The organism is Glycomyces sp. YM15 (assembly GCF_016918015.1).
GTDB lineage: Bacteria > Actinomycetota > Actinomycetes > Mycobacteriales > Micromonosporaceae > Glycomyces.
In genome coordinates this window covers 453,027-470,291 of the sequence record NZ_JAERMK010000001.1, presented here as the reverse complement: position 1 = coordinate 470,291, position 17,265 = coordinate 453,027, and the positions used below count along the sequence as shown (strand labels likewise).

At 68.9% G+C, this 17,265-nt stretch carries 17 protein-coding genes; 8 read left to right on the top strand and 9 right to left on the bottom strand.

Annotation, left to right across the window (positions count from 1 at the left end):
- Positions 1 to 97: 97 nt before the first annotated feature.
- From JHY01_RS02155 to JHY01_RS02135, 5 genes are all read left to right on the top strand, one after another.
- Positions 98 to 685, top strand: a complete 588-nt coding sequence (locus JHY01_RS02155; RefSeq protein ID WP_205323936.1) for a TMEM165/GDT1 family protein — start codon at positions 98 to 100, stop codon at positions 683 to 685.
- 10 nt (positions 686 to 695) lie between these two features.
- Positions 696 to 1,214, top strand: coding sequence for a ribonuclease HI (gene rnhA / locus JHY01_RS02150; protein ID WP_205323935.1), 519 nt, complete (start codon positions 696 to 698; stop codon positions 1,212 to 1,214).
- A 19-nt stretch (positions 1,215 to 1,233) separates the two neighbouring features.
- Positions 1,234 to 2,112 carry a co-chaperone YbbN gene (locus JHY01_RS02145; protein ID WP_205323934.1) on the top strand — a complete coding sequence of 293 codons (879 nt, stop codon included), beginning with the start codon at positions 1,234 to 1,236 and terminating at the stop codon, positions 2,110 to 2,112.
- A gap of 137 nt (positions 2,113 to 2,249) precedes the next feature.
- On the top strand, positions 2,250 to 3,164 hold the full coding sequence (locus tag JHY01_RS02140; protein WP_240192227.1) for an arginase family protein: 915 nt from the start codon (positions 2,250 to 2,252) through the stop codon (positions 3,162 to 3,164).
- 156 nt (positions 3,165 to 3,320) lie between these two features.
- Positions 3,321 to 4,070: a ZIP family metal transporter gene (locus JHY01_RS02135; RefSeq protein ID WP_205323933.1), complete on the top strand. Its 750-nt coding sequence runs from the start codon at positions 3,321 to 3,323 to the stop codon at positions 4,068 to 4,070.
- Positions 4,071 to 4,198: 128 nt separating this feature from the next.
- On the opposite strand, the gene JHY01_RS02130 is transcribed toward JHY01_RS02135, so the two are convergent.
- From JHY01_RS02130 to JHY01_RS02120, 3 genes are all read right to left on the bottom strand, one after another.
- Positions 4,199 to 4,612 carry a hypothetical protein gene (locus JHY01_RS02130; protein WP_205323932.1) on the bottom strand — a complete coding sequence of 138 codons (414 nt, stop codon included), beginning with the start codon at positions 4,610 to 4,612 and terminating at the stop codon, positions 4,199 to 4,201.
- A gap of 1,127 nt (positions 4,613 to 5,739) precedes the next feature.
- The gene (locus JHY01_RS02125; protein WP_205323931.1) at positions 5,740 to 5,925 is read right to left on the bottom strand and encodes a DUF397 domain-containing protein; all 186 of its coding nucleotides are present in this window, start codon (positions 5,923 to 5,925) and stop codon (positions 5,740 to 5,742) included.
- Complete coding sequence (locus tag JHY01_RS02120) at positions 5,922 to 6,740, bottom strand: helix-turn-helix transcriptional regulator (RefSeq protein ID WP_205323930.1); 819 nt, start codon at positions 6,738 to 6,740, stop codon at positions 5,922 to 5,924. Before JHY01_RS02120 ends, JHY01_RS02125 begins: the two co-directional genes overlap by 4 nt.
- Before the next feature lie 229 nt (positions 6,741 to 6,969).
- Between JHY01_RS02120 and JHY01_RS02115 the strand changes: the two genes are divergently transcribed.
- Together JHY01_RS02115 and JHY01_RS02110 are read left to right on the top strand one after the other, a co-directional pair.
- On the top strand, positions 6,970 to 7,320 hold the full coding sequence (locus tag JHY01_RS02115; protein ID WP_205323929.1) for a hypothetical protein: 351 nt from the start codon (positions 6,970 to 6,972) through the stop codon (positions 7,318 to 7,320).
- Positions 7,313 to 7,615: a hypothetical protein gene (locus tag JHY01_RS02110; RefSeq protein ID WP_205323928.1), complete on the top strand. Its 303-nt coding sequence runs from the start codon at positions 7,313 to 7,315 to the stop codon at positions 7,613 to 7,615. Before JHY01_RS02115 ends, JHY01_RS02110 begins: the two co-directional genes overlap by 8 nt.
- 150 nt (positions 7,616 to 7,765) lie before the next feature.
- Here JHY01_RS02110 and JHY01_RS02105 read toward each other — a convergent pair whose 3' ends face one another.
- The 6 genes from JHY01_RS02105 to JHY01_RS02080 form a co-directional block, all read right to left on the bottom strand.
- On the bottom strand, positions 7,766 to 8,176 hold the full coding sequence (locus JHY01_RS02105) for a hypothetical protein (protein ID WP_205323927.1): 411 nt from the start codon (positions 8,174 to 8,176) through the stop codon (positions 7,766 to 7,768).
- 51 nt (positions 8,177 to 8,227) lie between these two features.
- Positions 8,228 to 9,775: a polyamine aminopropyltransferase gene (locus JHY01_RS02100; RefSeq protein WP_205324047.1), complete on the bottom strand. Its 1,548-nt coding sequence runs from the start codon at positions 9,773 to 9,775 to the stop codon at positions 8,228 to 8,230.
- Between the two features lie 43 nt (positions 9,776 to 9,818).
- On the bottom strand, positions 9,819 to 10,271 hold the full coding sequence (locus JHY01_RS02095; RefSeq protein WP_205323926.1) for a DUF350 domain-containing protein: 453 nt from the start codon (positions 10,269 to 10,271) through the stop codon (positions 9,819 to 9,821).
- A 36-nt stretch (positions 10,272 to 10,307) separates the two neighbouring features.
- A complete protein-coding gene (locus tag JHY01_RS02090; RefSeq protein ID WP_205323925.1) occupies positions 10,308 to 10,772 on the bottom strand; it encodes a DUF4247 domain-containing protein in 465 nt (154 codons plus the stop codon).
- Between the two features lie 35 nt (positions 10,773 to 10,807).
- Positions 10,808 to 11,341, bottom strand: coding sequence for a DUF2617 family protein (locus JHY01_RS02085; protein WP_205323924.1), 534 nt, complete (start codon positions 11,339 to 11,341; stop codon positions 10,808 to 10,810).
- A gap of 73 nt (positions 11,342 to 11,414) precedes the next feature.
- Positions 11,415 to 12,026, bottom strand: coding sequence for a DUF4178 domain-containing protein (locus JHY01_RS02080; RefSeq protein ID WP_205323923.1), 612 nt, complete (start codon positions 12,024 to 12,026; stop codon positions 11,415 to 11,417).
- A 186-nt stretch (positions 12,027 to 12,212) separates the two neighbouring features.
- On the opposite strand from JHY01_RS02080, the gene JHY01_RS02075 reads away from it, so the two are divergent.
- Positions 12,213 to 17,078 carry an NAD-glutamate dehydrogenase gene (locus JHY01_RS02075; protein WP_205323922.1) on the top strand — a complete coding sequence of 1,622 codons (4,866 nt, stop codon included), beginning with the start codon at positions 12,213 to 12,215 and terminating at the stop codon, positions 17,076 to 17,078.
- The last annotated feature ends 187 nt before the right edge of the window (positions 17,079 to 17,265 follow it).

Here is a 17,265-nt window from a genome sequence, read left to right as displayed (position 1 = left end):
GTCTCCGGGGCGAGCGAGACCTTCGACCAAGGCCGTACGGCCGGGTCGAGGTCCGCGACTGCCCTCCTCCCGGCGTGAACTCCGGGAGATCACCCCAATGGACGCACTCTTCATCGCCGCCGGCATCGCCTTCGGCGCCGTCTTCCTCGGCGAGATGGGCGACAAGAGCCAGCTCATGGCGCTGACGTTCGCCACGAAATACCGGATGCGCACCGTCATCCTCGGCCTCGTGATCGCCATCGGCGCCCTCATCGGCCTCTCCGTCGGTGTCGGCGCCGCGGTCGGGAACCTCCTCCCCGCCGACTGGATCCGCCTCGCCGCCGCGGTCATGTTCATCGGCTTCGGCCTCTGGGGCCTCAAACCCGAACGCGACGACGACGAGGACGTCGGCCCCGTCAAGGAGCGCCGCACCGGCCTGCTCACCATCGTCACCGCCATGTTCCTCGCCGAATTCGGCGACAAGACCATGCTCATCGCGATGGGCATGGGCTCGAGCTACAACCCCTGGGGCGTCTGGACCGGCGGCACCGCCGGCATGCTCGCCGCCGACCTCCTCGCGGTCGTCGCCGGCGCCTGGGTCGCCAAGCGCATCCCCGAGAACATCATCAGGTACGTCTCCTCCGGGCTGTTCCTCGTGATCGGCGTCCTGCTGGGCGTCGAGGCCGTCACCGCGCTCGCGGACTAAGCTGGCGGTCATGCCGAAAACGGACGCGAACGAGGACACCGCCGTCATCTACACCGACGGGGCGTGCTCCGGCAACCCCGGCCCGGGAGGCTGGGGTGTCTACTACCAGTGGGGCGAGCACGAGAAGGAGCTGTACGGCTCCGAGAAGGCCACCACGAACAACCGCATGGAGCTCATGGCCGCCATCCAGGCCCTCGAGACCCTCAAACGCCCCATGGACGTCGTGCTCTACACCGACTCCTCGTACGTGCGCAACGGCATCACGTCCTGGATGAACGGCTGGAAGCGCAACGGCTGGATCAACTCCAAGAAGGAGCCGGTCAAGAACGCCGACCTGTGGCGCCGCCTCGACGAGGCCGCCGCCAGGCACACCGTCGACTGGCGCTGGGTCAAGGGCCACGCGGGCGATCCGGGCAACGAACGCGCCGACCGCCTCGCCTGCAAGGGCCGCGACGAGGCCGCAGGACGCTTATTCCCGATGGCCGCACGCCCCACACTGCGTCCGGCCCCCGCTCCCGAGTCACGATGAGAATGGAACAATCACCATCATGAGCGACCAGGTACCGTCACGATTCTCCGGAGGCGTCGACCTCAGCACCCTCGCGGCCGCCGCGCAGCAGCAGGCCGCGCAGGCGCAGCAGGGCGGCCTCCCCGGCAGCGGCGTCCTCGCGATCGACGTCACCGACGCGACCGTGCAGAGCGAAGTGCTCGAGCGCTCCCTCGACGCCCTCGTCATCGTCGCCTTCTGGGCCGACCAGGTGCCCGAGAGCCTCCAGGTGCGCGACCTCCTGCAGCGGCTCGCCGCCGAGGCCGGCGGCGCGTGGGTGCTCGCGAAGGCCGACGTGCTGCAGAACCAGCAGCTCGCCGCCGCGCTCCAACTGCAGTCGCTGCCCGCCGTCGTCGCCCTCGCGCAGGGCCGCCCGCTCGACCTGCTCCAGGGCCCGCAGTCCGAGCAGGGCCTGCGCCAGTGGCTCGGCCGCGTGACGCAGGCCGCCGGGCTCGACGTCCCGCAGCCGGTCGACCCCGAGCTCGCCAACGCCGAGAACCTCATGGTCGAAGGCGACCTGGACGCCGCCGAGGCCGCGTACGACAAGTACCTGAAGAACCACCCGGCGTCCGGCGAGGCCGAGGCCGGGATCGCGCAGGTCCGGATGCTGCGGCGCGTGGGCGCCCTGCCCGACAACGCCGTCGCCATCAGCGACGCCGACCCGGACAACATCGACGCGGCCCTCGCCGCCGCCGACCTCCAACTGCTCTCCGGGCAGGCCGAGGCCGCCTACGAGCGGCTCATCGCCCTGGCGGCCAAGAACTTCGGTGACGACCGCGAGCGGCTGCGCAAGCGCCTCGTCGAGCTGTTCACCGTCGCCGGGGTCGACGACCCCGCCGTCGCGAAGGCCCGCCGCAAGCTCAGCGCCGTCCTGTTCTAACCGATTCGACCAGCGCCGCAAGGCGAACCCGAACCTCCGCGTCACGCTGTGACGCGGAGGTTCGGCCGTTCGGAGCTGGTGCCGAGGTGGTCCGTTGTGACAAGCTAACGTGGCCGGTGCCCTGTGGGAGGTGAGCGTTGCCAGCGACTCGATCGAGACGCATCGCGGTCCTCGACGCGCCCTCCAACCTCGGCCTGCGCCCGCCCACACCGAGCACCGTCCCCGGCTGCGCGAAAGCCCCCGGGGCGCTGCGCGACCACCGGCTGCTCTCCCGCCTCAACGCCGTCGACGCCGGGTGCCTCACCCCGCCCCGCTTCGACGCCTCCGCTTGGCGGCCCGGCGACGGCGTCGGCCAGGCGAAGGCCATCGCCGAGTACACGCGGGGCCTCGCCGACCGCGTCGAGCGGCTGTGGCAGGAGCGGCGCTTCCCGCTCGTCCTCGGCGGCGACTGCTCGATCCTCCTCGGGCCCGCGCTCGCGGCCCGGCGCCGCACCGAACGCGACCGCAAGGACCGCGGCCTGGTCTTCATCGACGCGCACTCGGACTTCCGCCACCCCGGGAACTCGCAGTACGTGGGCGCGGCGGCGGCCGAGGAACTGGCCCTCGCCACCGGGCGCGGCCAACCCGACCTCACCGACATCGGCGGCCTGCGCCCGTACGTGGACACCGACCACCTCGTGGTGCTGGGCCTGCGCGCGGACGACCCGCACCGGGTCGAGCTCGAGGCCTCCGGCGTCGCGATGCGCACCGTGCCCGCCTTGCGCGCCAACGGCGTCGGACGTTCCGCGGAATGGGCGCTGGACGCCCTGGGCGACGTGGTGACGTTCTGGCTGCACGTCGACACCGACGTCCTCGACCCCTCCGTGATGCCCGCCGTAGACGGCCCCGCGCCGGGCGGCATCTCGCTCGGCGAGCTGAGCCAGATCATCACCACCTGCGCCGCGGACGACCGCTGCGCCGGCATGGACCTCACCGTCTTCGACCCCGACTACGACCCCGACGGCGCCTACGCGAAAGCCCTCACCGACCTCCTCGTCGAAGCCCTCCAGTAGCGGTCCCGCGCGCGGGCGGCACCCGAAACCGGTCAACCGCCGCTGACGCCGCCGACGAGGACCGCCCTGCCGATCCAGGCGCGCCGAGGCCCGCCGCACTAGGCTGTCGGGCATGGTCAAACGCATGCGGAACAGCGTCGTCCAGGGCGGTGCGACGTGCCCGGGTGGTTGAGCGCGGGCGGTTGGGGCCTGCTCGCGGGTTCCGCCCTGGTGATGGGCGCGCTGGCCGGGTACCTGGTCCGCGTGCCGCCGAAGGTCATCGCGAGCGTCATGGCGTTCGGCGGCGGGGTGCTGCTCTCCGCGGTGTCGTTCGACCTCATCGCCGACGCGAATGAACGCGGAGGCCTGCTGCCGACCTCGCTCGGAGCGGTCGTCGGGGCCCTGGCCTACACCTTGTCCAATGTGGCGCTCGCGCGCCGAGGCGCGCGCCACCGCAAGCGCTCAGGCGAGCTGCAGCCCTCTGAAGACGCCCATCCCGGCTCGGGTACGGCGATCGCCTTGGGAGCCTTGCTGGACGGCATCCCGGAGTCGATTGTCATCGGTACCAGTCTGCTGGGAGGCGGGGCGGTCAGCGTGACGACCGTGGTCGCGGTGTTCATCAGCAACGTTCCTGAAGGTCTTTCGAGCGCCGCAGGCATGCGGCGGGCCGGGCGAGGCCGCGTCTATGTCTTCGGCCTGTGGAGCGCGATCGCCCTCGCGAGCTGCCTGGCCTCGATATTCGGCTACAGCCTGCTCGGCGACGCCTCGACCTCGGCCCTGGCCGCGATCGCCGCGTTGGCTGGCGGCGCGATCTTGGCGATGATCGCCGACACGATGATCCCCGAGGCCTTCGATGACGCCCACTTGTGGACCGGGTTGATCGCGGTCCTCGGGTTCCTGGCCGCCTTCAGCCTCGCGCAGTGGTGATTCGGTCTCACGACTTGCTCGACTCGCCCCGGCCTTCGCCTTGATCCCCAGGCCCCGGTGCTTACCGGCGGCGGCCCGGTGCCGGGGGTCGACCACCCGAGCGCACCGCCGACTCAACGGCCTCGGTGCTAGCCCTTTGGGAGGGCCGAGATGAGACGGGCGAGGTCGTCGCGGTTGGTGCCGATGGTGCTGACCCGCCGGCGCCCGCCGTCCGGCAGTTCCCGCAAGATGCGCCTGCCGTCGAAGTAGACGCGTTCACCTTTCGGAGTGCCGATGCCCTTGGTACCGGGGCCGACGGCCATGAACACCGTGAGCGCACCGGTCTGGATGTCGTACCGATAGCGAGGTTTCCAGAGCGAACGGAGCCCGCCTGCCAGGAACGCCAGGCCCGCGAGGGCGAACGGGCCCATCGTCGGCACGAACGGCATCAGCAGCGACAGCGCCGCGCAGATCAGCATCACTACGCCCATAGCGCACATGACCACCGACCAGCGCTTGGCGTACCGGATCTCGATATGACGGGAGGCATCGGGCGGCGGCATCGCGTCTCCTGTGGGGAGGGGCAGGAGGACCTTCAGCTTAGCGGCAACCAGGAAGCGACGGGTTCCAGTGCGGACCTGATAAGGGCTGTGCTTGCGGAGCAACAGGTTTCGACGCTCGTCGCTAAGGCGGACTGATGCGACCCGAAGTCTGGGGCCCTGTCATCGCGGCCCTCGCAGCCCCCTTGTCCCGATGGTGATCGCGACTTGGCCGGCCCTCAGGTCGAAGCTCGGGGAGGTCTCGCCGAGCTTGCTGTCCCGCATCTGGAAGCCGGTGGAGGCGAGACGGGCTCCGACGCAGTCGGGATCGCCCGGGACCGATGCATTCGCTTGCCCGCACATCGGCGGACTGATTGAAACGCGCCATGACTCCTCCTGGTCGGACTGATGCGTTGGAGGCCAACAGGAGCCTCCGGTAAGGCGGGTGTCCTGTGCGGACTCTCAGATCTCTCCTCCCGATCGATGATGGTGTCGCATTCCTGCAAGAAGCTCGCAGGCGCGTATCGGCAATGCGGACCTGGCTGTGGGGCGGGTCCGCACTCGACTGGTTCGTCCGCGCAGGTCTCGACGGACCTCGCTCAGGCCTACGCAGGCCTCGACGGTCGTACCGGTCGTCTTCGTATGCCTCGTTCTGAGCATTGCCTCCGGCCGGGGTGATCCCGACCGGCGATCTCCCACCCAGCACGGCCCTGAGGGCCGTGGTCAGCTGTGGATCCCGATAGCACTCGGGGACTGAGGCAAACAACCCGGTGAGGGTCGCCGTCTCGGAATCGGTCCGGTTTGCGAGTCGGCCAGAGGCTTGGCGTAGTCTGCGTGCACCTACTCGACACCTGTACGTTTTCCGTATCCCTGTGCGTACGTCAATTATCCCCCAGACAGCCCAGGCCCGTCATCACCCACACGTGGATAAACCTCTCAGGTTCACGGAGGTTCAACCCCGGTACCGCTGCGCCCCAAAGCGAACCCGAGCCCGGCCGCCGCCCCGCACACCCTCCATGCTTCGTCGCTGCCTGGTTGAACGATGAGCGGCTGCGACCGTGAAGTCCGCAGCGCCCTGGCCACGTGCAGACCCCTATATGCGACAGAGGCCCGAGCGCGTCAATGCTCGGGCCTGCTCGGGCTTGGGTGTGTCAGTCTCGGCCTGCTGCGCGGAGGAGACCGGTGAAGTCGGCGGTTCCCAGATCGAAGATCGGGGAGGTGCCGCCGAGCTTGCTGTCCCGCACCTGGAAGCCGGTGGAAGCGGGACGGGCTTCGACGCACGCCGAGTCCTGAGAGCCGCTGCTCCTGCTGGACTTGCGCCACCCGGCTTGGTTCATAGCTTGAACTCCTTAATCGACCTGGCGAGGCCTGCCACTGCGTTGAGTCCGCCGCGATAGTGCCGCACGGACTCTGCCTCCTCGAAGTATAGGTAGGCGTTCTGAGCCTCCACGAAGACGATATCCGGGTCGTCCTCAGCTGCGAACGACAGCAGGATGAAGGGCAGATGCATGAGATTGGGCGGTCCACCGGAGAACGGCAGGTACCGAACGGTCGCGTGGTCGAGCGAGTCCGCCTCGACGAGCCGGTCGATTTGTTCGATGTCGCAGCCGAAGCGAAGTACCGCCTCACTCAGGAGGAAATGGTGCACCGGCGTGCTTGCGTCCCAGAACGGCTGCTGGTTGCGAAGCCGGGCTTGGACCTCATGTTCTGCCTGGGCTTCGGTGAGCTCGGGGTTGTGGCCGAACAACATCCGCATGTGGTTCTCGGATTGGAGTTGTCCCGGAATGAAGGTCGACTCGTACTGGTAGACCACGCTGGCGTGGAGCTGGAGTTCGTGGAAGGCGTTGAAACCGAAGAGGCCCCGCCCTCTCGGCTGCGTCCAGGTCGTCGCCGGGCCGAGCCTCCACAACCGTTCCAGCTCGAACTTCTCCTCCTTCCGCATGCCGTAGAGATCGCATAGGGATCCGATGACCGGGAATGAGAGCGAGGTGGCTTCGCCCTCCTCCAGTCGTTGGGCGGTTCGTGTGGACCCTGCCCGTTCCGCGATCTCAGGATGGCGCAAGGCGAGACCCGCCTTCTTGCGCGCGAGCTTGAGTTTCCTGCCGATAAGTTTGCGCCGCATGGGAGTCTGGCGCGTCGCGTCGTTACGCATCCCTCCAGTAAAGCAACGGTCACGGAATGTGCAACCCTCATCGGCCCTCAGTTCAATGTGGCATTCGGCTGTGGCGTGTGGCGTACACCCACACGCCACGGCCGACGGCCGCGGCAACCGGGTGTACGCCGATTGCGACGGTCTGACCTGCGGTTTTGGTCTTGAATCCTGAAATGGACCGCCCTACTGTCGACACATCGCGAGTCGTTCCGCATGAAAGGGGACAACGATGTTGCGAGCAGAGAATGGGAAGCCGTCGCCGGGTCCGAAGCCGGATCCGTTGGTGCGCGGGGGATTCACCGATGGCGTGAACGAGTTCTGGGTGTACGCCTCAAGCCTGGTCGCGCCCGATTCGCTTCAGGTGTGCGCCAATGGGAACCGCGCGGACCTCGTCCTGATCGTCTCCGGCTTGAACACCGGCATCGATCACGCGACTTGGGGCGACGAGTGGCGCTCCCGATCGCCGGAGTGGCGTGCCTGGTTGAAGGACTGTGCCGCGCACGTCTTCGACAACGGCAGTCTTCTCAAGGAGCGGCAGACCGACACGCGCGCAAGGAAGGTCCGGTTCTGCGATGGCTGAGACGAGCCTCGCCGAGGACGATCCGCATCCTGATGACAACGGCTGGCTCGGTGACTTCCATAGGGGCCCAGCGGTGTTCTCGGTGTTCCGGACAGGTCCGAACAACGGCGGTCATCCGCTGCTCCCGCCGGAGTTCCGGATCACGTGCAACGACGGGGCCGGCCCTCGGGAGATCTGCCGGTTCACCCTCGAACCCGAGTTCGTTCCGGAATGGTTCGGCGCGTGGCGGAACGACGAGTGGTGCCCGTGGATCCTCAAGCGGGCCAAGCAGCTTATCGAGAACCCCGAGGCGTGAGCGGTGTCGACCGCCCGCCGCGCGGCATGGCGACCGCGCAAAGGGGCGTGGGGCGATGGACGAGATGGCGTCCATCGCCCCACTGCGTTCAGATTTGGGCGTTCGGGTCCGGGCGTTCGGGCCGCCTGGGCGTTCAGGTCTAGGTGGGGCCTAGGCCTGGGGGAGGGCCGCGATGATGCGGGCGAGTTCGTTGCGGTCCACACCGAAGGTGCTCACCTTGCGGTGGTTGCCGTTCGGCAGCGCGCGCATGATCTTGCCGGTGGCCGCCTGGTAGTAGATGCTCTCGCCCTTGGGAGTGCCGTAGGTGCGCGACTTGAATCCGAGCGGCGAGTAGAGGCCCAGCTCGCCGGAGGCGGTGTCGAAGCGGAGGTACGGGTTCGTGGTCGAGAGGATGCCCATGATCAGGAACAGCGGGCCGAGGATGAGGTAGATGCTGATGCCTCCCGCGAGGAGGGCGAGCAGGCCGAGCACGAACAGGAGGCTGCCCAGGACGATGAATAGGACTCGCTGGACAGTGCCAATCCGGGCGGTGAGGAGGTACGGGTTCTGTTGCTGCGTCATTTGTTTTCCTGTGCTTGTAAGGTGCGGGGGCGCCGGGTTCGCCAGGCTATCTCAGTAGTTGTTCCACTCGGATTCGACCCGGTCGAGGATTACCGGGTGCATGAGGGTGGAGGGCTCCATGTCCATGCGGTCCCGGTCGGGCGGGAAGACCTGGGCGGCTTCGATGAGTTCGGGGGTGAGGGACTGGAACGGGCCGATCGAGGTGTCGAGGCCGAGGTCCGGTACATCGCCGCCGGCCTGGACGAGCATGTAGCCCCAGTCGCCGAAGCTCGGCACGGAGACCCAGTAAGGAGCGGGCGCGTACCCAGCGGCCTCCAAAGTGGAGGCAATCGTCCAGAACGTCTTGGGCGCGAAATAGGGTGAGCCGCTCTGCACGACCATCCGGCCCGTCGCATTCAAGTGGTCCGTTGCGAGGCCGTAGAACTCGACCGAGTAGAGCTTCGCGGTCTCGGTCGCGTCGGGGTCGGGCATGTCGACGATGATGGTGTCCCACGTGCCCGTCTGCTCGCGGAGCCATGTGAACGCGTCCGCGTTGACGATCTCGACCTTCGGGTCGTTCATCGCGTCGTGGTTGAGGTCCACGAGGTCGTCGAATTCGCGTGCGAGTTCGGTGACCGCGCCGTCGAGGTCCACCAGGGTCACGGTCTCGACGTCGGGGTAGCGGAGGATCTCGCGCACGGCGAGGCCGTCGCCGCCGCCGAGGACCAGGACGTTCTCGTGCGGGCCGTTCATCGCCGGGTGCACCAGCGCCTCGTGGTACCGGTATTCGTCCACTGAGGAGAACTGCAGGTCGCCGTTGAGGTAGAGCCGCAGGTCCTGCTCGCCGAACGGCGAGGCCGCCTCGGTCATGACGATCTGCTGGTACTGGCTGTCCTCGCTGTAGACGATCGGCGCCGCGTACAGTGCCTGCCGGGCCGCCGTCTCGAACCGGTCCGTGTACGCGAACGCGGCCACCAGGAGCAGCGCCGTCAACGCGGCGACGAGCGTGAGCAGCTGTTTCGCCATCTTCGAGAGATCGTTGCGGAACAGGATCCAGACCAGCAGCACCCCCGCGACCGCGTTCACCGCGCCCACCAGGAGCGCGCCCTGGATCTGCCCGAACACCGGCAGCAGGATGAACGGGAACGCGAGGCCGCCGATGAGCCCGCCCAGATAATCCGCCGCGTTCAGGTCGGCGACGGCCGCGCCCGCGGCCTGCTCTCGAATGCGCTGCAGCAGTTCCATGAGCAGCGGGATCTCCGCCCCGATCAGCAGCCCGATCGCGGCCGCGACCACCACCAGCGGCAGGCTGTACAGGTCGGTCCACGAGAACGCCGCGTACAGCAGCATCACGCTGAACCCGCCCAGCAGCGCCAGCGCCATCTCGACCGCCGCGAACGCCAACGCCGGCCAGCGGCGCAGCGGCTTCGCCGCCAGCGCCCCGAGGCCCATCGCGAACACCATGACCGCCAGGACGATCGACGCCTGCTTCGCGGTGTTCCCGACCAGATAGGCGCCCAAGGTGATGAGCGCCAGTTCGTACACGAGCCCGCACGCCGAGACCGCGAACGCGGTGGCGAGCAGGCCGAAGCGCGCCAGGCGGACCCGGCGCGCGGGCATCACGGCTTGAGGGGCGACCTCAGTGGTCAAGACGCGTGCGCTTTCACGACAGCGCCATGGCGATGACCCCGCCCAAGGCGACGTGCATCGCCGAGCTCACCCACACCGCCGGGTGCGGCTCCTCGTCGACGACGAGCGCGCCCAGCTTCCCGGGTGTGATCGCGTCGAGGATGAGGAACGAGACGGCCATGGCGCCGAGGCCGATGACGCCGAACACGAACGTCGAGATCACGCCCGCCACGAGGTTGCCCTCCGAGGCCCAGATCGCGCCGACCACGATGAGGCCGACGCCGAGCAGGTTGGAGGACAGCAGGAGTGCGGCGTTGCGGTTGCGTTGGGTCCAGATGAGTTCCCCGAGCTTCCCGGGGGTGAGCCAGTCGACGATGAAGAACCCGAGCACCATCAGGATGATGCCGATGATGCTGTAGGCGAGTGCGCCGGCGACGTCGCCCACGAACCCTCCCAGCCTGTTCTCAACCTCTGCGAGTGCGAGCATGATGGGCCGCCTTTCCATGTCTGGGTCGTTTTCGGGTCACTTGCCGGAGCCGGGGCCGCCGCCGCGGAACGGCGACGGGGGCGAGGACGACCAGCCCCACAGGATGAACACCGACGAGTAGTGGTTGTAGCCGCTGCGGTAGTCGTGCAGCATGATCTTCGATCCGCCCTTGTACGGCGAGACGGCCACGATGTGCTTGGAGTACTGCAGGTAGTACGTGCCGCCCGACGAGCGCTCCTCGCGGGCCTCGGCGTCGTCGTCGATCTGGTCGGCGACCGTCGCCGGCGACGCGCTCGAGGTGTACGCCTTCCCGCCGCCCTCGTCCAGGTTCGCGGCCCGCGTGTAATGGTCGCGGATCGTGTCGGTCGGGTTCGAGAAGTTCGTGTTCATCAGGAACACCCCGCCGCAGCACAAGGCGAGCACGACGACGATCGCCGTCCAGTGCTTCCAGTTCAGGCCGCGGGTAGCGGGCGGCGGAGGGGGCGGCTGCTGGTTGCTCATCGGTGGTCCTCGGATCGTGCTGTCGGGGAGTCGGTTCAGCTTACGGTCGTGCCGCCGCTGACTGGGGGAACGCCGGCACCGGTCGGCTCCACCGTGCTCGTGGTGGTCACGACCTCGCCGTACTGCGGGTAGGTGTGGACGGTCCGCCACGACAGCGGCGCCGTCCCGGTGACCTCGAGCGCCGTGAGCGCATCCAGGTCGTCCCCGAACACCCCCACCAGCAGGTCCGGCTCCCCGGTGCGCAGCACGGCCCGGTCGCGCAGCGACCGGACCCGTTGCCGCAGCTCGGGAACCGTGAGCTTCTCGACCTTGCACTCGTAGCGGTGCCGCCATGACCCGACCCGCTGGCTGAAGGCCTCGGGCAGGTCCGGTGCGACATCGGTCCGGTAGGCGAGGGTCTCGCTGAGCAGCCCGTCAGGGGTCGCGACGACCGCCTGATGGCTCGCGCCCAGCAGCCGCAGCGAGAGCCGCAGTGGCCCGGCGTCGCGTTCCAGCAGGTCGAGCACCGGCATCGACGGGGCGTCGGGCCGGAAGGTGAGCGAGGCCGCCGAGACGTCGACGAACGGCACCTCGATATGGGCGATCAGCGTGGGCTCCAGGGTTGGGGCGGAGGGTTGCGATGGGGGAGCGAGGGGAACGGGGTCAGGCCTCGTCGCTCTGGTGGTAGATCGTGACCTGGTTGCGATCCAGGGTAAGCCCCTTCGCCACCTCCCACTTCGCGTCGTCGCCGAACGCCTCGAACGAGAGCTTCTGGCCGTCCGGGCCCGCGTAGTCGTGGTAGCGCAGCGTGCCGGTGGGCGCCAGACCCGTCGTCGCCTCGCTCACATACCGCGCCTTGCCCTTCTCGTCCGACCGGAACGACACCCCCTCGTGAGCGATCTCACGCGGACCGGGCTGCAGATCGGTGTCCGTGATCTCCTCCCACAGCACCAGCTCCACATCCGGGTCGGCCTCCACCGACAGCCAGCGCTTCACACCCGTGCCGGTGTCCAGGAAATGCTCGGCCCAGTGGTAATCGCCCTCCGACAGGCGCAGCGTGCCGCGCACCGCGAGGGTCTTGCCGTACAACTCGACCAGGTCGGCCGCTTTGAGCCGCATCGGGTCGCCGCGCAGCACGTCAGTGTCGGCATCCGCGAACGGATCCACCGGGGGACGCGGCGGGGCGGGCTCGTTCTTGCGGGAGTTCCTGCGCCACAGCCACCAGAGGCCGAAGACGGCGGCGGCGATGAGCAGCAGAACGATGAAAGCTTCCATGGTGTCGCCTTCACAAGAGTGGGTGCGGGAGGGTTCCTTGACGTCACTCTACCGCCAAGTTGGCAACGCCGGTGTAACCACAGTGTCGCCTGAGAACCCTACGATGCCGGGGCAGATCCCTAAGATCTAGCCTGTAGACGGCCCACGACGAGGTGGGCCGAGTCGAATCGGACTGGAGATCGAGACGTGTTGGCGTTCATCGGCGACGAAGAGTTCCACGAGACCCTCCCCGACCGGGAGGAACTGCTCCAGGAGGCCGCCGGGTCGGCCGGATCCGACGCATCACTGGCGAGACTGGTCGAGCTCTACTGGAGCCTCGTCTCCGACGACGACCTCGTCGGACGCAGCGCCCAGCAGCTCCTCGAGACCACCGCCCACCACCGCCGCATGGCCGAAGTCCGCGCCCCCGGCAAGATCGCCCTCGAACTCGACTGCCCCGATGACGCCGAAGGTCCCGACGCCGCCTCCTCCACCCGCGTCGACATCGTCTGCGACGACTCCCCGTTCCTCGTGGACTCCCTCACCGGCCTCTTCAACGAACACGGCATCGACATCAACGTGTTCGTCCACCCCATCGTCCCCGTCCGCCGCGACGAGGACGGCAACCTGCTCGAGGCCCCCGCCGAAGGCGGCCGCGCCGAATCCTGGATGCACATCGAGACCCAGCGCGTCGCCGACCCCGCGTACCTCGCCGAACTCGAACAGGACATCCTCGAAGTCCTCTCCGACGTCGGCGTCTGCGTCACCGACTGGCAGGCCATGCGCGCCAAGGCCCTCGAGATCGCCGAAGACCTCGACCGGACCGCCGCCGGGGCCGAAGGCACGACACCGCTCCCCGTGCCCCCCAAGGACATCGACGACACCGTCGAACTGCTGCGCTGGCTCGCCGACGACAAGTTCACGTTCCTCGGCTTCCGCCAGTACCGGCTCACCGGCGAAGGCGAGGACGAGGCGCTCACGCCTCTGGCCGAGACCGGCCTGGGCCTGCTGCGGAAGGCGCCGACCGCCCCGCGCCCGCTCTCGTCGTTCAACACCGACGCGCGCTCGCAGATCGGTACGAAGCGGCTCCTGGTCATCACCAAGTCGAACGCCCGCTCCACCGTCCACCGGACGTCGTTCATGGACTACATCGGGGTGAAGACCTTCAACGCCGACGGGGAGCCCGACGGCGAACTGCGGTTCCTCGGCCTGTTCACCTCCGCCGCCTATCTCTCCAGCGTCACCGAACTGCCGGTGGTGCGGCGCAAGGTGGAGGACGTGCTGGCCCGCTCGGGCGTGACGCTCTCCTCCCACTCCGGGAAGGACCTCGTCACCGCCCTCGAGACGTACCCGCGCGACGAGCTGTTCCAGGCCCGCACCGAGGACCTGTACACGACCGCGATGGGCGTGCTGCGCCTCGCCGGGCGCCGCCGCCTGCGACTGTTCGCGCGCCGGGACGTGTACGGCCGTTTCTACTCCTGCCTCGTATACCTGCCGCGCGACAGATACAACACCGAGAACCGGCAGAAGATCGAGGCGATCCTGCGCCGCCGCCTGCGCGGCTCCCAGGTCGACTACGACGCCCGCGTCACCGAGTCCGTGCTCGCCCGCCTCCACTTCGTGGTCCGCATCGACCCGTTCGCCGACCACCCGCCCGTCGACCTCGACGCGATCCAGTCCGAACTCGCCGACGCGACCCGCTCCTGGGACGCCGACCTCGTCCTCCAGCTCGACCACCACATCGGCGAAGGCCAGGCCCGGACCCTCGCGAAGGCCTACGCGAGCGCGTACCCGCCCGCGTACAAGGCCGAGCACCCGCCGATCGACGCCGCCAAGGACATCGCGAAGCTCGAGATGCTGCGCGAACCGGGCGACATGGAGCTGCAGCTGTTCCGCCGCGGCGGCGACGACGCCGACGTCCACTTCAAGGTCTACGCGTTCGACCAGGCCGTCGGCCTCTCCGAAGCGCTCCCGGTGCTGCGCCACCTCGGCGTGCGGGTCTCCGAGGAGCGCCCGTACCACATCAAGCGCGCCGACGGGACGATCCACCTGCACGACTTCGGGCTCCAATTGCCGGGGAACGCCGCCGAATCGGTGCCGCAGCTGCGCATCCGCTTCGAGAACGCGTTCCGCGCCGCCTGGAGCGGCGAGGCCGAATCGGACCGGTTCAACGAGCTCGTGATCGCCGCCGGACTCACCTGGCGGCAGGTCGTGGTGCTGCGCGCGCTCGCGAAGTACCTGCGCCAGTGCGGGTTCGTGTTCTCCCAGGCGTTCATCGCCTCCACCTTGGGCGCCTACCCGGCCATCGCGGCGAACCTCGTGCGGCTCTTCGAAGCCCGCTTCGACCCGCGCGTCGGCGACGACCGCGAAGCGGCCGTGGCCCGCATCGACGCGTCGCTCGCCGAAGGCCTCGCGGCCGTCCCGAACCTCGACGCCGACCGGATCCTGCGCGCGTTCCTGACGCTGATCCGCTCGACCCTGCGGACCTCGTACTTCCAGCGCGCGACCTCGGGCCGCCCGAAGGAGTACGTCGCGTTCAAGTTCGACGCCAGGATGATCGACTTCCTGCCCAAGCCCCGCCCCGTGTTCGAGGTGTTCGTGTACTCGCCGCATTTCGAGGGCGTCCACATGCGGTACGGGCGGGTCGCGCGCGGCGGTCTGCGCTGGTCGGACCGCAAGGAGGACTTCCGGACCGAGATCCTCGGGCTCGTGAAGGCCCAGGAGGTCAAGAACACCGTGATCACGCCGGTGGGCGCGAAGGGCGGGTTCGTGCTCAAGCGGACCGAGTTCGCCGGCCGCGCCGAGTACCAGGCCGAGGGCGTCGCGCGGTACCGGGAGTTCATCTCGGCGCTGCTCGACATCACCGACAACCGCGACGCCGACAACACGGTGGTCCCGCCGCCGAACGTGGTCCGCCACGACGGCGACGACCCGTACCTCGTGGTCGCCGCGGACAAGGGCACGGCGACGTTCTCCGACGTCGCGAACGAGGTGGCCGCCGAGTACGGGTTCTGGCTCGGCGACGCGTTCGCCTCCGGCGGCTCGGTCGGATACGACCACAAGAAGATGGGCATCACCGCAAGGGGCGCATGGGAATCGGTGAAGCGCCACTTCCGTGCGGAGGGGCTCGACACGCAGACGCAGGACTTCACCGTCGTCGGCATCGGCGACATGGGCGGCGATGTGTTCGGCAACGGGATGCTGCTCTCCGAGCACATCCGGCTCGTGGCCGCGTTCAACCACATGCACATCTTCGTCGACCCGAACCCGCTCGCGGGGGCGTCCTTCGCGGAGCGCCGCCGCCTGTTCGAGCTGCCGCGCTCCACCTGGGCCGACTACGACCCGACGCTCATCTCCGCGGGCGGCGGGGTGTGGGAGCGGGCGTCGAAGTCCATTCCCGTCTCCGACGAGGTGCGCACGGCGCTCGGCATCGACGCCGACGTGAAGGACTTGACGCCGCCCGAGCTCATCCGCGCGATCCTCACGGCGCCAGTGGATCTGCTGTGGAACGGCGGCATCGGCACGTACGTGAAGTCCACGGCGCAGACCGACGCGGACGCGGGGGACAAGGCCAACGACGCCGTGCGCGTCAACGGCGCGCAGCTGCGCTGCCGGGTCGTGGGCGAGGGCGGGAACCTCGGGTTCACGCAGCTCGGCCGCATCGAGTACGCGCAGTCGGGCGGCCCCGAGGGTCTCGGCGGGCGGTGCAACACCGACTTCATCGACAACTCGGCCGGGGTCGACACCTCCGACCACGAGGTGAACATCAAGATCCTGCTGCGCTCGGCCGCGCTCACCGGGCGCGTCGACCCGGGCAGCCGCGACAAGCTGTTCATGGACATGGCCGACGACGTGGCCGAGGCCGTGCTCGCCGACAACTACGGGCAGAACATGGCGCTCGCGAACGCGCATCGGCTCGGCGTACGACTCCTGCCCGTCCACATTCGACTCATGAAGTACCTGGAGAAGACCGTCGGCCTCGACCGCGAGATCGAGGGCCTGCCGAGCGACAAACAACTCAAGGAGCGGGTCGCGACGGGGACGGCGCTCACCGAGCCCGAGCTCTCCGTGCTCCTGTCGTACGTGAAGATCTGGGCGAAGCGGGCGGTGCTCGACTCCGCACTGCCCGATGAGGACTGGACGGCGCCGGTGCTGCGGGAGTACTTCCCGGCGCCGCTGCGCGAACCGTACGCCGACCTCATGGCCGACCACCCGCTGCGGCGCGAGATCGTCGCGACCGCGGTCGTGGGCGAGGCCGTGAACCGGGCGGGCACGACGTTCCTGTTCCGCATCGCCGACGAGACCGGCGCCGATGTGGTGGACGTGGTGCGCGCGTATGTGATCATCCGGGACGCGTTCGGGCTGACGGGGCTGTGGCGGCGCATCGAGGCGCTCGACAACCAGGTGCCGCAGGAAGCGCAGACCGCGGGGATGCTGGTGATCCGCAGGCTGCTCGACCGGGGCGTGCGGTGGCTGGTGCAGCACCGGCGGGGGACGCTGGACGTGTCCGCGGAGATCGAGCGGCTGCGGCCGGGGCTCGCGGTGCTGCAGCCGCGGTTGCCGGAGCTGCTGCGCGATTCCGAGGCGGTCGGGTTCGAGGAGTTCAGCGACCAGTTGGAGGAGCAGGGGATGCCCGCGGAGCTCGCGCGGGACGCTTCGGCGCCGATCTTCGGGTTCGGGCTGGTGGACGTGGTCGAGTGCGCGCGGCTGTACGAGACGGATCTCGAGCAGACCGCCGAGGTGTACTACGAGATCGCGGCGCGGGTGCACCTCGACGCGATCCTCAACGAGATCTCGGCGCTGCCGCGCACGAACCGGTGGCAGACGCTGGCGCGGTCGGCGCTGCGGTACGACCTGTACGGCGCGATGGCGGGCCTGACCGCGAGCGTGATGCAGGCGAAGCCGGGCATGGAGCCGGCCGAGGCGGTCGACTCGTGGGCGGAGCGGAACGCCGCCGCGATCGCGATGCTGCACGAGGCGACGGCGGAGGCGGCGCGCTCGGACGAGAAACTCGCGGTGCTGTCGGTGTCGCTGCGCCAGATCAGGAGCCTGGTCGAGACCGAGGGGGAGTGAGCGGGGAGCGGGGTCTCGCGGGCAGGGTCCGAGCCGCTGAAGCCGGTGCTTCGGGCCCCCGGTGAATACCCTGACATAGGGGTGCGACATCTTCGCTCAGCCGGCTCGGGCCTGCCGAGTGGGGGACCGGGTCGCGGCTGGGGGCGCCCGCGTGGTGGGCTTGGCGTTTACCGATCATGCGTTCGGC

Bases quoted from the DNA above. Each gene is read 5' to 3' on its own strand.
- JHY01_RS02095 (WP_205323926.1), bottom strand. From the start codon at position 10,271: ATGCTCGCACTCGCAGAGGTTGAGAACAGGCTGGGAGGGTTCGTGGGC.
- JHY01_RS02125 (WP_205323931.1), bottom strand. From the start codon at position 5,925: ATGAACCAAGCCGGGTGGCGCAAGTCCAGCAGGAGCAGCGGCTCTCAG.
- JHY01_RS02115 (WP_205323929.1), top strand. From the start codon at position 6,970: ATGTTGCGAGCAGAGAATGGGAAGCCGTCGCCGGGTCCGAAGCCGGAT.
- JHY01_RS02110 (WP_205323928.1), top strand. From the start codon at position 7,313: ATGGCTGAGACGAGCCTCGCCGAGGACGATCCGCATCCTGATGACAAC.
- JHY01_RS02080 (WP_205323923.1), bottom strand. From the start codon at position 12,026: ATGGAAGCTTTCATCGTTCTGCTGCTCATCGCCGCCGCCGTCTTCGGC.
- JHY01_RS02090 (WP_205323925.1), bottom strand. From the start codon at position 10,772: ATGAGCAACCAGCAGCCGCCCCCTCCGCCGCCCGCTACCCGCGGCCTG.
- JHY01_RS02130 (WP_205323932.1), bottom strand. From the start codon at position 4,612: ATGCCGCCGCCCGATGCCTCCCGTCATATCGAGATCCGGTACGCCAAG.
- JHY01_RS02105 (WP_205323927.1), bottom strand. From the start codon at position 8,176: ATGACGCAGCAACAGAACCCGTACCTCCTCACCGCCCGGATTGGCACT.
- rnhA (WP_205323935.1), top strand. From the start codon at position 696: ATGCCGAAAACGGACGCGAACGAGGACACCGCCGTCATCTACACCGAC.
- JHY01_RS02145 (WP_205323934.1), top strand. From the start codon at position 1,234: ATGAGCGACCAGGTACCGTCACGATTCTCCGGAGGCGTCGACCTCAGC.
- JHY01_RS02155 (WP_205323936.1), top strand. From the start codon at position 98: ATGGACGCACTCTTCATCGCCGCCGGCATCGCCTTCGGCGCCGTCTTC.
- JHY01_RS02100 (WP_205324047.1), bottom strand. From the start codon at position 9,775: ATGCCCGCGCGCCGGGTCCGCCTGGCGCGCTTCGGCCTGCTCGCCACC.
- JHY01_RS02120 (WP_205323930.1), bottom strand. From the start codon at position 6,740: ATGCGTAACGACGCGACGCGCCAGACTCCCATGCGGCGCAAACTTATC.